Raw genomic sequence first — 12,869 nt, 5'->3', positions numbered from 1 at the left:
GCGTGTCTTTCAGGCCAGCAGACGCCGGATGGTGGCGGCGACGGCGGCCACGTCCGGCTGCTCGTCCCGCCTGACGGTGAGCAGGTGGAGCAGGAGGCCGTCCCCGTAGTCCGCCACGTCCCGCGCGCGGGCCGCTGCATCCGCCACGCCCATGGCAGTGAGGGCCAGTTCCAGGTTGCCCACCAGCAGTCGGTGGCCGGCGGTCACCGCCTCAGGGCGGTCCAGCGAAAAGGCCATCCGTGCCCGGCTGATCCCCCCGTGCTGCCTGGCCAGCGCCACCACCGTGGCGGCCAGTTGGCCGGCGAGCTCATCGACGGTCCGTGGCGGCCCTGCCGCCCCCTGTTGCCGCAGGAGGCCGGCGTCCAGTTCCAGCAGCCGGTCCAGTACGGCGTCAACAAGGGTGGCCCGGCTCCGGTAGTAGTTGGAGGTGGTCCCTTCGGCGAGTTCCGCCGCAGCGTCCACCGCCCGGTGGGTCAGGCCCTTCATCCCTTTGTCTGCCACCACTGCCAGGGCGGCGTCGAGGAGCTGGGTCCGGCGGTCGGGCATGGCCCCAGTCTAGTAACAGGGGGCACCGGCCTCTTCCCGGACTACTACAAAAGTAGTAAATTGAGCCCATGGAAACGATCTCGATTGTGGGCGGCGGCATTGCCGGGCTGGCCCTGGCCACCTGCCTGGACCCGGACAGGTTCCAGGTGACTGTCTACGAGAAGCGGCCGGAGCTGCCCGCGGTGGGCAACGCCCTGGGTATGTGGCCCAATGCCCAGCGTGCACTGGCACGGCTCGGCATCCTTGACGAAGCGAAAGCCGCCAGCCCGGTAATCGGCAGCGGCTCGGTGCGGGATGCGCAGGGCAAGCCGTGGATCACGGTGGATGCGGGGGACATGTTCGGCATCTCCCGGGTGGACCTGCTGCAGCTGCTCAACGCGGCCGTCCCGGGGACCGTCCGCCGGGTCACCGGCAATGTCCGGGGGATTCCCGGGGACGGCGGACTGGTGGTGGGCGCCGACGGAGTGCACAGCGTGGTCCGGCGGGAGGCATGGGGTGCCGCCACGGACGCCCGCCTCACCCCGTACCTGGCCCTCCGCGGGACCCTCCCCACTTCCGTCAGCCAGGATGAGGTGGGCGAGTACTGGGGCCGCGGTGATCTCTTCGGCATGGCCGCCGCCCGGGGCGGGTCTTTCTGGTACGCCAGCTACCGGTCCGGGGCCGGCCCCTACGGCATTGACGCCGCCTCAGTACTGGACCAGGCCCGGGAGCGCTATGCCACCCATGCGCCCGCCATCCGCCGCACCCTCGCCGCAGCCACCCCGGAGGAGTGCCTGGTCCAGCGGCTGTGGACGGTTCCTCGGCTGGGCTCCTACGTGCGTGGCCGGAACGTCCTGATCGGCGATGCCGCGCACGCCATGATGCCCACCCTGGGCCGCGGCGCCTGCGAATCCCTGGTGGATGCGGTGACGCTCGGTGACCTCCTCAACACGTTGCCCGAAGCCCAGGCGCTCCGCAGTTACAGCAGGCAGCGGCGGCTCCGGACCCGCGCCCTGAGCCTGGCCTCCTCGGCGATGGGCCGCATCGCGCTCGCGGAAGGTGCGCAGCCGCTCCGGGACCGGCTGCTCGGCCTGGCCCGACGGCGGAACTCGCGCGCCGCCGTCGTCCGCGGTTCTGCGGGTTGATCCGCGCCCGGACCAGCAAACTCCGCGTCACCGCACGGGCGCGGCAGGGACCTTGCTGTTTTCGGCGGACGCTGCTGGTCCGGAGGCAGGCGGCACATCGGCGGCCCCGATGCTGCCCTGCGGTGGAACCTCCGGCAGGCGCTTCCGGCCGCGGCGGCGCCCGGACCTTCCATAGACGAGGTACATGGTGACGCCGGTGATGACCATCAGCAGCACGGTGTACACGAAGGTGTTCGCGACGCCTTCGGTGCCCTCGGCGCCGTCCGTGTTCGCCTTGATGACCAGGCCCAGCGGCTGGACCAACGGGTGGGCCAGGAAGATGGCGGTGTCGTAATCGTCCAGGAGGCTGTTGAAGTTCAGGGCGGTGATGGCTGCTGCCGCCGGGAGCACCAGTGGCAACAGGATCCGGCGGAACACGTACAGGGTCTTGGCGCCCATGATGGCGGCCGCTTCTTCCAGCGAGGAATTCACCGAGGCGAACGACGCCTTCAGCATCCGCAGCGTGAAAGGGATCTTCACGGTGACAAAGGCGATCAGCAGGATCACCGTGGTCCCGGTCAGCACCGCCCCGCCCACCAGGGGATTCGGGTGGTCGTAACTGATGATCAGGCCCAGGGCCAACAGCGCCGACGGCAGGATCCAGGGGATGTGCAGCAGGTATTCAAAGACTGACGCCACCCAGTTCCGGTACTTCTGCAGCAGCCGGGCCACAAAGAGTAGGCCGCCCACCACGATCAGCGCCGCCAGGGCGCTGTACACCACGCTGACAACGAACGGCCGCAATCCGGCCGGCTGCGTCAGCACCCGGACGTAGTTGTCCAGTGTCAAGCTGCCCGGCGAGAGCTGCCCGGTCTGGATGGCGGCGCCGTCCGCGAAGGAGTACAGCACAATGAGCAGGACCGGCAGCGTGTAGACCGCGAACAGCAGGTACGCCAGGGCGTGGACGGCCACGTTGGCCACCGGGTTGGTGATGTCCTGCTTCTGCAGCTCCGAGGACACCTTGGATACCGAGAAGTACGTGCCGCCCTTCTCCAGCCGGGACATCACCGCCAGCATCACCATGGTGGCCAAGCCCAGGATGACGGCCAGCAGGGCCGCCAGGTCGCGCGACGTGGGGCTGTTGGTGAACGTCAGGATCATGGGCGTGATGGTCTGGAATTCCCGTCCACCCAGGACCTGCGGCGCACTCAGGGCACCGAGTCCGGTCAGGAAGGACAGGATAGTGACGGCGAACAGCGTGGGCTTCAGCATGGGCAGGACGATCCGCCGCAGGATGGTCCACGTGGAGGCGCCAAGGTTCTTCGCCGCTTCTATGGTTTGGTAGTCCACCCCCTTCAGTGCATTGGCCACGAACAGCATGTGGTTGGTAGTGGTGGCAAACGTCATGACCACCAGCACCGCGAAGAAGCCGGAGAACCAGGCGGGGTCCATGGAGGGGAACACCTGCAGCAGCAATGAGGTGACGATTCCCTTGTCGCCGTAAATGAACTTGTACCCTGCCGCCAGCACGATGCCGCCGTAGATGAAGGTGGTGGCGTAGCCCAGGAACAGGATCCGCGAGCCCCGGATCCTGAAGTAGTACGTCACCAGCACAATAAAGATTCCTACGGCGTTGACCGTGATGGAGAGGGCCACCGCCAGTAGGAAGCTGTTACCCAGTGCTTTCATGGCGCGCTGCGAGGAGAACAGCTTTTCCGCCGCCCGCCCCGAGAAACTTCCGTCAGGGAAGAAGGTGGCAATCAGAACGTTGATGTTGGGCCACACCAGGAACGCCGCGATGAACCAGGTGAGGATGACGCCCACCACCAGGACGAACGGGGAGCGGACCATCGCGCGGACGGGAGTTCCGCTCATGGCAGGGCAACCGCCTGGTCCTGCTCCTGCCGGTCCTGCTCCTGAAGGGCCGCGCCTGTTTCGGGGTGGTACTGCAGGATGTGGTCCGGCCGCACGTACACGGTGGTTTCCGTACCCGGTTCGGGGTGGGCGCCGCCGTCCTCGCGCACCAGCAGCCGGATGTCCGCGCCGTGGCTGCGCACCACGTACCTGCTGTGCAGGCCATGGTAGGTCCGGGACAGCACCTTTGCGGAAAGTCCGACGGCGCCGCCTCCCGCGGGTGCGTCCAGGGACGCCTTTTCCACCCGCAGGTAGGAGCTGGCCCGGGTGCTGAGCCGGGCCCCGGAGGCGGCGTTGACCTGCGCCACGAATTCCGGCGTCAGGGTGGAGCTGTCACCAATGAAATTGCAGACGAATTCCGTGGCGGCGTGGTCATAGATCTCCTGCGGTGTGCCCACTTGCTCCACCACGCCCTTGTTGAAGACCGCCACCCGGTCGCTCATGGCCAGGGCCTCGTCCTGGTCGTGGGTGACATAGACGGTGGTGATGCCGAATTCGCTTTGCAGGTCCTTAAGCTGCTGCCTGAGCTGATGGCGGAGTTTGGCATCGAGGTTGGACAGCGGCTCGTCCAGCAGCAGGATCTTGGGCCGCAGGACGAGTGCCCGGGCCACCGCCACCCGCTGTTGCTGCCCGCCGGAGAGCTCGGCCACGTTCTTGGCCAGCTGCTCGTCGCTGAGTTCCACCCGGCAGGCGATGTCCCGGACCATCCTGTCACTTTCGGCGCCCTTCTCCTTCCGGACGCGGAGTCCAAAGGCGATGTTTTCCCACACGCTCATGCTGGGAAACAGGGCATAGTTCTGGAACACCATGCCCACCTGCCGCTTGTCGCTGGGAAGCCGGGTGACATCCTTTCCGTCCACTGTGACCGTGCCCCCGGCCGGCTGGATGAAGCCGGCAAGGGTGCGCAACGCCGTCGTTTTTCCACACCCGGAAGGCCCCAGCAGCGTGAAGAACTCGCCGGGCCGGACGTGCAGGTCCAGGTGCGGGATGGCGGTGAAGTCGCCGAAGGAAACTTTGATGCTGTCCAAGCGGATCATGGCAAACCTGTCTGTGGAACTCGGGCGGAGACGGAAGGCTGGCGCAGGGCTACGTCATGTACTCGAGTTCGATCTTCTCCACCCAGGCGCCCATGTTTTCCTGGACGAACTCCCAGTCGATGTCCTGCTGCTTGAGGTCTGCAAAGAAGTCCACCACCTCGGGGTTGGCCTGTGCCTGGGCCGATTTGTTCACGGGCATGGCGTTGAACTGCTTGGCGAACTGTCCCTGCACGTCGGCACTGCCGAACCAATCGATGAACTTCTGAGCCTGGTCCTTCTTCTTGGTGCCCTTGACGAGGGCGATCTGCTCCACCGCGAGGGGGACGCCAACGGAAGGCATGACCGTCTCCACGTTCACCTTGAAGGACTTTTCCCGGTCGGCAATGATCGAGGACGGCATCTGCCCCATATCCACCTCGCCCGAGGCGATGCGGGCGAAAAGATCGGTCTTGGCCACGGCGGGGCTGCCGTTCTGGAAGTACTGTTCCACCTGCTTCCAGCCCTCATCCGAGATTCCAAGGTCGCCGGAATCGTCACGGTACCGGCTGAGGATGCCGGCGAAGACGAGTTGGGCGGTGGCGGTGCCAAGGCCGGTGACCCGCTCGTAGCGGGCCTTGAACTCATCCTTGGTCCACAGGTCCGTCCAGTCCTTCGGCGCAGCATCCGTAGAGAACTTGTCCGAGTTGTAGCCCAGGAGGATGGCCTGCTTCACCAGCGGCCAGTACGTCTCGCCATCCGCCAACTGGGTGTCCACCTCGCCGGCCCAGGCAGGCTCATAGGGTTCCAGCGCATCCGCTGCCTTGACCTGGGAGAAATACATGTTGTTCAGCCCAAAAGCGACGTCCGCGATGGGGTTGTTCTTCTCGGCGATCAGCTTGTTGGTGGCGTCGGCGCCGCCGGCCCCCACAATCTCGATCTTGAACCCGGCTTCGCCCGCCTTCTGGGTCAGCCAGTCCCCGCGGCCTTCGCCGTTGGAGTTGGTGTACACCACCAGGGTGTCGCCGGATCCTCCGGCCGGGGCGGAAGAAGCCTCGCCCGAGGCTCCGGGTGAGGCTTCTCCGCCGCATCCGGCAAGCAGGGTGACGGCGACGGCGGCGGCAACCAAGGTCTGTAATTTACGCACGATCAGGACTCATTTCTGCACTGGAACCGGAGCATGTCCGCACAGCCTATAGCCGGGCATGCGGAATGCGGGGCTGCTATTGCTATCGATTCGATAAACAGCCCGGCTGCCTAAGTTGGTCCAGCGAAGAGAACGCCTGGGGGTTTGGGAATGAACGCGGGGTGAAGCGTCAGTCCTGCTGCAGGGTTTCGGTCAGGTGGTGGGTGGGGATCCTGTCCCGGTCGTAAGTGATTTCGGTGTATCCGTGCGGTTCCGGCGTGCCGGCGTTGTTGAGGTTGACGAAGACGATTTCCTCGATGGTCAGGATGCTTTGCCGGGTGATCATGTTGCGCACTTCCGCCCGCATGGTCAGCGAGGTCCGGCCAAACTTCGTGGCGGTCAGGCCCATTTCAATCAGGTCGCCCTGGACGGCCGAGCTCACGAAGTTGATTTCCGAAATGTACTTCGTGACGGCCCGGCCATTGCCCAGTTGGAGGATGGCGTAGATGGCGGCTTCCTCATCGATCCACTTCAGCAGGCTTCCGCCGAACAGGGTCCCGTTGGCGTTGAGGTCTTCTGGCCGGACCCATTTGCGGGTGCGGAAGGTGATGTCTGCTGTTTCCATAGGCCGAGATTAGCCGAGCCACGGAGGCCCGCATGCAGTGTGACGCCCCACGTTTCAGCGTCATGCCATGGCTGTGTGGGCGGCGCTGTGTGAGTTGATGCTCTTGGCATAGCAGGATGAGTGCTTGACGCCAATGTACGGGCCGAAGTTGGGCACCGGCTCGAACCCGGAGTTCTGATAAAAGTTCCGCCCGTCAGCCTGCGCAGAACCGGCCTCGGCCTTGATGCGGGTGATGCCTTGCTTGTAGGCCTCCGCCTCCAGGGCGGCGAGGACCGAACTGGCCACGCCGGAGCCGCGGGTGTACGGAACCACGTAGAGCCGTTTGATTTCGGCGGTGCTGGCATCCAGCAGCCGCAGTCCACCGCAGCCCACCGGCTGGCCGGACCCCTTGTCGTACGCCACCAGGAAGACGGCGCAGTCAGCCTCCGACGGCGGAGGGCCGGGTTCGTGGTCTGCAGTACCAAAGCGGGCGTCGAGTTCGGCCTGCTGTGCGCGCCGAAGGTCTGCGCCCACAGGGTGGGACCAGGCAACCTGCCTGATGTTCAGCCGCGGATTGGTCTGCATGTAGGCCTCGATTCGCCGAAGGGTTATGCAGATCAAGGCTAGGAGCGGCGGGTTACGCGGGTGTTTCTTGCCGGTAAGGGTCCGAATAACGCCATATGCCGGCCGCGGTGCCGGCAGCGCAAACTAGCTTGGCTGTCTAGTTAGCAGTTGGCCTAAGATATAGGTATGGCTTTTACAGGCAACGAGGGCTCCGGCTACTGGTACGGACCCGACGGGCAGCTGGACTACGGAGCGGCGGTCCTCAAGTCGCTGCGGGACTACCGGGCGGCGGAGACCATCATCCGCAGGTCCACCCGCGACTCCATGGGCATGGGCGAAACCGACATCCTTGCCCTCCGGTACCTCCTGCGCGCGCAGGCCTCCGGCAAGGCGGTGGTACCCAAGGACCTTAGCCAGTTCCTCGGGATCACCAGCGCCTCCACGACGTCCCTGATTGACAGGCTGGTATCCAGCGGGCACGTCCGCCGCGAGGCCCACCCTTCGGACCGGCGCTCAGTGGTTGTTGTTCCCACGGTGGAATCGGATACGGAAGTCCGGGAAACCTTGGGCGCCATGCATCGGCGGATGATGGCCGTGGCGGAGTCTCTGAGTGCCGAGGAGGCGAGGATCGTCGTCGCGTTCCTGCAGCGCATGGCGGACGCCATCGGCGTTCTGGACGATGAGCACCACAAATTGTCTAGCTAAACTAGCTAGTTGTTCTAGTTATATGTATGCTTAGGATCAGCCAGAAAATACTGCCACATGGAGTAGTGAGCGCGTTGATCACTTTTGAGAAGACCTCTGCTGGGGGAGCAGAGCATACCGTTCACTGCGGCACGCCCATGGAGCTGGTGACGCCCGCACTAGGGCGGGCAGCCATGGGGTACTCGTTCGAGCCGGACGGATTCGTACCGGTAAAGCTCCCGCCGGTGTGGCGCTGCCAGTGCGGTTTCCAGCTCGATGCCTGGGTACCGTACGGCGGAACCATTCAGGCGTCCCGGTGATCGCCGGCCGCTTCCTGCTCCGGGAGCGGTTGGGCCGCGGTTCCATGGCCGAAGTCTTCCGGGCTGTGGATGTGGCGGGAGGTCCGGACGTGGCCGTCAAGGTGGCGGCCGACAGCTCGGACAAACACCATCGGCGCATCCACAACGAGGCAAGGGTGCTCGCGTCGCTGCGCCACCCGTCCATCGTCAGGTTCATCGATCAGGGAGTCATGCCGGCCGGCACCTATCGCCCGGGGCATGCCTTCCTGGTTGAGGAACTGGCATTGGGAACCAGCCTGTCCGAAGCTGTGCGGGCAGAACGCCATGGTGCCGACGCCGTAGCGTTGTGGGCGCGGAGCATCTTCAGCGGTCTGGCACACCTGCACGCCGCAGGGCTGGTGCACCGGGATATCAAGCCGGGAAACCTGATGCTGAGCGGGCTTCGGCGAAGCCCCGTCAGGGTCATCGATTTCGGCATAGCGGCGGTGGCGGGTACGGCGCCGGAGCCGGGAATCTCGTCCGGAACGGTCCACTACATGAGCCCGGAACAGGCTGCGGGTGGCGTTGCCGACCCCGCCTGGGACGTCTATGCGATGGGCCTGGTCCTGCTGGAACTGCTGACCGGATCCAAGGCATTTCCGGGGACGGCGGTGGAGTCGCTCGTGGCCAGGACGCTCAGGAGTCCGCACATACCGGAGTCCCTCGGGCCGCGGTGGCACCATTTCCTGAGCTCGCTGACGGCAATGGAAAGCGGCGAACGCCCGGCGGCGGATGCCGCGGCCGCGATGGCCGCCCGGCTGGTTCCTCCGGCTCCGGCCGCCTCAGCGATTCTGCGCGGTGCCCCGCGGCTTCGGCTGCCAGTGGCCGCGGCGGGGTGCGTGCTTCCCCGGTAGCAGGCCAGGACACCGGCACAGTGCCGGTGTTACGGGCGGCTGACGTCCTGCCCTGTGGGATCTTCGGCTGTGGGATCGGCCAGGGCCAGCCCGCCCACCGGGCTGCCTGCCCAGTGGATCAGCTTCCAACCACTGTCCGGGTTGCCCTCCAGTGCCACGATTCCGGTGTTGGCCAGCACATGCTTGGCCGCAAACTCATGATCGATGCCCTCGGCGCGGAGCCCCGCCCAGGTCCTGATGGCTGCACCATGGCTCACCACCGCCACCGTGTCCCCCTGGCCGCCAGTCCTTTCGATGACCCTCGCAATTGCGGCGTCGAACCGCTCGAAGAAGGAGTGGCCGTCGGGTCCTGCGGGCATCCGGGTGTCCAGGTCGCCGGCGGCCCAGGAGATCACCGTGCCCATGTACCGCTTATGCGACTCGTGGTCGTTCAGTTTCTCCAGCGACCCGGCCTCGATCTCGTGGAGCCCGTCGAGCACCGTGACCTCCAGGCCGTGGAGCCTGCCCAGCGGCGCCGCGGTAATCTGCGTACGGACCAGCGTGGAGGCGTAGAGCGCCCGGATGGGTTCATTGGCCAGCGACCGCGCCACGGCCTCTGCCTGCCGTTCGCCCAGTTCGGTCAGGCCCGGCCCGGGGTGGGCGGTGTCCAGTTGGCCGAGGACGTTTCCGGGAGTCTCTCCATGGCGGATGAGCAGCAGCTTCATGCCCCCAGTTTCGCACTCCGCCGCGTTGCCGCCGAAACGGCCGGCACCCCGGCCCGCACGGCACGCCGCGGGGAAACGAAAGGCGCCGGACCCTCCCGGGCCCGGCGCCGCCGTCGTACGCGTAGGGGCAGCCCCCGGGCGCTTACTTGAGGTGGTCCACCAGCTGGTCAGCGATGCCCGTGTACTTACCGGGCGTCAGGGCCAGGAGCCGCGCCTCGGCGTCGGCGGACAGGCCCAGGCCCTGCACGAATTCCTGCATCCGGGCTGCGTCCACGCGGTTGCCGCGGGTGAGGTCCTTGAGCCGCTCGTAGGGATTTTCCATGCCCTCGACGCCGGCAATCGCCTCTGCGCGCATCACCATCTGGATCGCCTCGCCCAGCACTTCCCAGTTGGTGTCCAGGTCCCCGGCCAGCACGTCCTCGGCCACGTCAAGGCGCTCCAGGCCCTTGGCCACGTTGGAGATGGCCAGGAGCGAGTGGCCGAATGCCACGCCGATGTTGCGCTGGCTGGAGGAATCGGTGAGGTCCCGCTGCCAGCGGGAGGTCACCAGGGTGGAGCCCAGGACGTCCAGCAGGCCGGAGGAGATCTCCAGGTTTGCCTCGGCATTTTCAAAGCGGATGGGGTTGACCTTGTGCGGCATGGTGGACGACCCCGTGGCGCCGGCCACCGGGATCTGCGCGAAGTAGCCGATGGAGATGTAGCTCCAGATGTCCGTGCAGACGTTGTGCAGGATGCGGTTGAAACGCGCCACGTCGGCGTACAGCTCGGCCTGCCAGTCGTGGCTTTCGATCTGCGTGGTGAGGGGGTTCCAGGTCAGCCCCAGGCCCTCCACGAACGACTTGGACACCTGCTGCCAGTCGGCGCCGGGAACGGAGGCCACGTGCGCGGCGTAGGTGCCCGTGGCGCCGTTGATCTTGCCCAGGTACTCCGTCTTCGCGATCCGGTCCAGCTGCCGCGCCAAGCGGTGCGCGATGACCGCCAGTTCCTTGCCGAGCGTGGTGGGGGTGGCCGGCTGGCCGTGGGTGCGGGACAGCATGGGAACGGCGCGGTTGTCCTCAGCCATCGTGCTGATCTGCGCCACCAGGGCGCGGGCTGCGGGCAGCCACACGTCCTCCACAGCACCCTTGACGCCGAGCGCGTACGAAAGGTTGTTGATGTCCTCGGACGTGCAGCCGAAGTGGACCATGGCGGTCAGGTTCTCGATCCCAATGGCGGGAAGGCGCCGGCCGATGTAGTACTCCACGGCCTTCACATCGTGCACCGTCACGGCTTCGATTTCGGCCAGTTCCGACACGGAAGCGGCGTCGAATTCGGTGACGACTGCACGCAGCTGCTGCTGCTGCTCCGCGGTCAGGGGGCCCGCTCCGGGGAGGACGTTGTTGCTGGTCAGGTGGATCAGCCATTCAACTTCGACGGCCACGCGGTCCCGGTTGAGCGCTGCCTCGGACAGGTAGTCGACCAGCGGGGCCACTGCCGGCTGGTACCGGCCGTCCAGGGGGCCCAGGGCGATTTTTTCCGTGGACGCGGCGAGGGCCAGGCGTCCTGAGGGCGTGCGGGTATCAGCTGTGGCGGCAGTTTCAGGCATGTGCTGATTCTTTCACGAACTCCGGCGGCGCCTTAAGTGGGCCGCTTACGTTACTTATCCACATGGACGACGGCGGCACTTAGGCTGGTGCGCCGTCTTCCGTAGCGTGGCCCTGTCAGCAGGTACGGAACAGGTCCGGGATACCCGGGAAAGAGGTCACATGGGAAACGTCCTGGGGGATGGACTGCCGGGCGCCGCCGAGCACGTTGCCGCTGATTTGTTGCCCCTCGTGAACCGGCTTGCACGGTGCGGAGCGCGCGTCGAGGAGGCCCTGGCAGGTCTGCGGGACATCCAGATGCTCGACTGGCAATCGCCGGCCGGGCGGGCGTACCGGGACACGGTGGGCCGGCAGGGTGCCGCACTGCGCCACGCTGTCGATGCCCTGGAGATGGCGAGGGCCGCCGTCGCGAGGCACGCGGAACACACTGTGGCGGCGGCGGCCAGTGCCTGCAGGGTGCCCTGATGGAGCTGGCGGATGAGGCTTATCCGGAGCCCGTCAGGCTGTTCGGTGCATCGCGGGACGGCCACCTGAGCATTCGGGGTGGCAGCGGCGGCATCGGGGTCCAGCTTGAGGAGTTGACTGCGGGCGCTGAGAAACTTGAGGCCTTGGCCGGCGACCTGGCCGCAGTGGAACAGGAGGCAGGGCGGATCCTGGACCAGCTCTGCTGGGCTGACCGGCAGCCGCCCTGGTCCGCTTCCGGGCACATCGCGGCCGTGCGGGACGGCCAGTGGCGGGTCCAGTCCAGCCGGGCGGAGCTGCAGCGGATCAGCAGCCAGGTCCGTGCCTGCATGCGTGATTACCAGGACGCAGAGTGGCGGGCCAACGTGGGACGAAGCCTCGGAATCGCCGCCATGACGGAGACCGGTCTCTCGTGGGGCACCATGGCCGCTACCGGCGTTCCGGACCGGCGGGTCACCGAGAATGTCATCGCCATGCTGCAGTTGGCGGCACCCCAGGTGCAGGCGGTGAACCACCATGCCCCCTTGATCCGGGATTCCTTGATGGCTTTGGTGGCAGGGTTCATCCCGCGGCAGATCACGCTGCGGAAGCAGGAAGCGGTCCAGGTGGACCTGGACACGTCACCCGCGGGGTTGCTGGCGCGGCTTCAGGAAGTGGAGGCCCGCGGTGCCGGGGCCATTGAAGTCCTGGAAGTGGAGAACGGCGGCGAAAAGGCCTACGTGGTCATAGTCCCGGGGACCCAGGCCGCCGGCAAGGACGCCGGCGGGGACAACCCCTTTGATGAGGCGGGCATCGTGGAATCCATGCTGTACAACTCCCGGGAAGTGAACGAGGCCGTCCTCGCGGCGCTCGACGAAGCCGGAGCAGAAAAGGGAGCGTCTGTGGTCGCTGTGGGTTACAGCCAGGGCGGCATCCATGCCATGAACATGGCCGCCGATCCCCGGGTGTTGGAGCAATATGACGTGAAGTATGTCCTTACCGCCGGGTCGCCGGTGGCGGGGATCACCACCCGTGAGGATGTGGAGTCCCTGCACCTTGAGCATCAGGCGGACTGGGTTCCCGGCAGCGATGGTGCCGCCAACCCCGAAACCCGCAATCGGGTGACCGTATCGGTGGACTCGCCGATTGAGCCCGGTGGGGACAAGGGCCTTGGTGCCGGGCACCGCCTGGGCGGGTACCAGGACGCCGCCCGGCTGGTGGCAGCGAGCGATGATCCGTCCCTCGTACACTCCACGGCGGTCCTGGGCGGTGTGCTCGGTGCCGGGGGAACAGCCACAGCCACGCGCTATTCCCTCACCCGGGCCAAGGGCCCCTCCACGACCCTTGTGCCGCCGGATCCCCGCAGCCATGAGCGCCACCTTGGCGGACGCTAGC

14 protein-coding genes are annotated in these 12,869 nt (G+C 66.4%); 5 read left to right on the top strand and 9 right to left on the bottom strand.

Features of this window, described 5'->3' with window-relative positions; all coding sequences use genetic code 11:
* Nucleotides 1-9: 9 nt before the first annotated feature.
* Entirely contained in the window at nt 10-546 is a 537-nt protein-coding gene (locus ACHL_RS19245; protein ID WP_015938983.1) for a TetR/AcrR family transcriptional regulator, read from the bottom strand.
* Nucleotides 547-614: 68 nt separating this feature from the next.
* On the opposite strand from ACHL_RS19245, the gene ACHL_RS19240 reads away from it, so the two are divergent.
* Nucleotides 615-1,670: an FAD-dependent monooxygenase gene (locus ACHL_RS19240; RefSeq protein WP_015938982.1), complete on the top strand. Its 1,056-nt coding sequence runs from the start codon at nt 615-617 to the stop codon at nt 1,668-1,670.
* Between the two features lie 27 nt (nt 1,671-1,697).
* Here ACHL_RS19240 and ACHL_RS19235 read toward each other — a convergent pair whose 3' ends face one another.
* The 5 genes from ACHL_RS19235 to ACHL_RS19215 all read right to left on the bottom strand — a co-directional run bounded on the left by ACHL_RS19235 (nt 1,698) and on the right by ACHL_RS19215 (nt 6,891).
* On the bottom strand, nt 1,698-3,524 hold the full coding sequence (locus tag ACHL_RS19235; protein WP_015938981.1) for an ABC transporter permease: 1,827 nt from the start codon (nt 3,522-3,524) through the stop codon (nt 1,698-1,700).
* Nucleotides 3,521-4,600 (bottom strand): ABC transporter ATP-binding protein, encoded by a 1,080-nt coding sequence (locus ACHL_RS19230; RefSeq protein WP_015938980.1) that lies wholly within the window; start codon nt 4,598-4,600, stop codon nt 3,521-3,523. The genes ACHL_RS19235 and ACHL_RS19230 overlap by 4 nt, the downstream gene beginning before the upstream one ends.
* A 49-nt stretch (nt 4,601-4,649) precedes the next feature.
* Nucleotides 4,650-5,723: an extracellular solute-binding protein gene (locus tag ACHL_RS19225; protein ID WP_015938979.1), complete on the bottom strand. Its 1,074-nt coding sequence runs from the start codon at nt 5,721-5,723 to the stop codon at nt 4,650-4,652.
* Between the two features lie 169 nt (nt 5,724-5,892).
* On the bottom strand, nt 5,893-6,327 hold the full coding sequence (locus ACHL_RS19220) for an acyl-CoA thioesterase (protein WP_015938978.1): 435 nt from the start codon (nt 6,325-6,327) through the stop codon (nt 5,893-5,895).
* A 60-nt stretch (nt 6,328-6,387) separates the two neighbouring features.
* Entirely contained in the window at nt 6,388-6,891 is a 504-nt protein-coding gene (locus ACHL_RS19215; RefSeq protein WP_015938977.1) for a GNAT family N-acetyltransferase, read from the bottom strand.
* A 165-nt stretch (nt 6,892-7,056) separates the two neighbouring features.
* Here ACHL_RS19215 and ACHL_RS19210 point away from each other — a divergent pair, with 165 nt between their 5' ends.
* A complete protein-coding gene (locus ACHL_RS19210; protein ID WP_015938976.1) occupies nt 7,057-7,575 on the top strand; it encodes a MarR family winged helix-turn-helix transcriptional regulator in 519 nt (172 codons plus the stop codon).
* A 121-nt stretch (nt 7,576-7,696) separates the two neighbouring features.
* On the opposite strand, the gene ACHL_RS24265 is transcribed toward ACHL_RS19210, so the two are convergent.
* On the bottom strand, nt 7,697-7,858 hold the full coding sequence (locus ACHL_RS24265; RefSeq protein WP_015938975.1) for a hypothetical protein: 162 nt from the start codon (nt 7,856-7,858) through the stop codon (nt 7,697-7,699).
* Between the two features lie 12 nt (nt 7,859-7,870).
* Between ACHL_RS24265 and ACHL_RS19200 the strand changes: the two genes are divergently transcribed.
* Entirely contained in the window at nt 7,871-8,746 is an 876-nt protein-coding gene (locus ACHL_RS19200) for a serine/threonine-protein kinase (protein ID WP_015938974.1), read from the top strand.
* A gap of 29 nt (nt 8,747-8,775) precedes the next feature.
* Here the strand turns inward: ACHL_RS19200 and ACHL_RS19195 are convergent, their stop codons facing one another.
* Together ACHL_RS19195 and purB are read right to left on the bottom strand one after the other, a co-directional pair.
* A complete protein-coding gene (locus tag ACHL_RS19195) occupies nt 8,776-9,450 on the bottom strand; it encodes a histidine phosphatase family protein (RefSeq protein WP_015938973.1) in 675 nt (224 codons plus the stop codon).
* Between the two features lie 142 nt (nt 9,451-9,592).
* Nucleotides 9,593-11,035, bottom strand: coding sequence for an adenylosuccinate lyase (gene purB / locus ACHL_RS19190; RefSeq protein WP_015938972.1), 1,443 nt, complete (start codon nt 11,033-11,035; stop codon nt 9,593-9,595).
* Nucleotides 11,036-11,195: 160 nt separating this feature from the next.
* On the opposite strand from purB, the gene ACHL_RS19185 reads away from it, so the two are divergent.
* Together ACHL_RS19185 and ACHL_RS19180 are read left to right on the top strand one after the other, a co-directional pair.
* Nucleotides 11,196-11,498 (top strand): hypothetical protein, encoded by a 303-nt coding sequence (locus tag ACHL_RS19185; RefSeq protein WP_015938971.1) that lies wholly within the window; start codon nt 11,196-11,198, stop codon nt 11,496-11,498.
* Nucleotides 11,498-12,868 carry a hypothetical protein gene (locus ACHL_RS19180; RefSeq protein WP_015938970.1) on the top strand — a complete coding sequence of 457 codons (1,371 nt, stop codon included), beginning with the start codon at nt 11,498-11,500 and terminating at the stop codon, nt 12,866-12,868. Before ACHL_RS19185 ends, ACHL_RS19180 begins: the two co-directional genes overlap by 1 nt.
* Nucleotide 12,869 lies beyond the last annotated feature (1 nt).

This window comes from Pseudarthrobacter chlorophenolicus A6, from assembly GCF_000022025.1.
In the GTDB taxonomy this organism is placed as follows: domain Bacteria; phylum Actinomycetota; class Actinomycetes; order Actinomycetales; family Micrococcaceae; genus Arthrobacter; species Arthrobacter chlorophenolicus.
Note: the sequence above shows the minus strand (reverse complement) of the source record. Positions and strands in the feature narration are given on the sequence as shown.

Bases quoted from the DNA above. Each gene is read 5' to 3' on its own strand.
- ACHL_RS19185 (WP_015938971.1), top strand. From the start codon at position 11,196: ATGGGAAACGTCCTGGGGGATGGACTGCCGGGCGCCGCCGAGCACGTT.
- ACHL_RS19230 (WP_015938980.1), bottom strand. From the start codon at position 4,600: ATGATCCGCTTGGACAGCATCAAAGTTTCCTTCGGCGACTTCACCGCC.
- purB (WP_015938972.1), bottom strand. From the start codon at position 11,035: ATGCCTGAAACTGCCGCCACAGCTGATACCCGCACGCCCTCAGGACGC.
- ACHL_RS24265 (WP_015938975.1), bottom strand. From the start codon at position 7,858: ATGGTTCCGCCGTACGGTACCCAGGCATCGAGCTGGAAACCGCACTGG.
- ACHL_RS19215 (WP_015938977.1), bottom strand. From the start codon at position 6,891: ATGCAGACCAATCCGCGGCTGAACATCAGGCAGGTTGCCTGGTCCCAC.
- ACHL_RS19195 (WP_015938973.1), bottom strand. From the start codon at position 9,450: ATGAAGCTGCTGCTCATCCGCCATGGAGAGACTCCCGGAAACGTCCTC.
- ACHL_RS19235 (WP_015938981.1), bottom strand. From the start codon at position 3,524: ATGAGCGGAACTCCCGTCCGCGCGATGGTCCGCTCCCCGTTCGTCCTG.
- ACHL_RS19245 (WP_015938983.1), bottom strand. From the start codon at position 546: ATGCCCGACCGCCGGACCCAGCTCCTCGACGCCGCCCTGGCAGTGGTG.
- ACHL_RS19210 (WP_015938976.1), top strand. From the start codon at position 7,057: ATGGCTTTTACAGGCAACGAGGGCTCCGGCTACTGGTACGGACCCGAC.
- ACHL_RS19180 (WP_015938970.1), top strand. From the start codon at position 11,498: ATGGAGCTGGCGGATGAGGCTTATCCGGAGCCCGTCAGGCTGTTCGGT.
- ACHL_RS19220 (WP_015938978.1), bottom strand. From the start codon at position 6,327: ATGGAAACAGCAGACATCACCTTCCGCACCCGCAAATGGGTCCGGCCA.
- ACHL_RS19240 (WP_015938982.1), top strand. From the start codon at position 615: ATGGAAACGATCTCGATTGTGGGCGGCGGCATTGCCGGGCTGGCCCTG.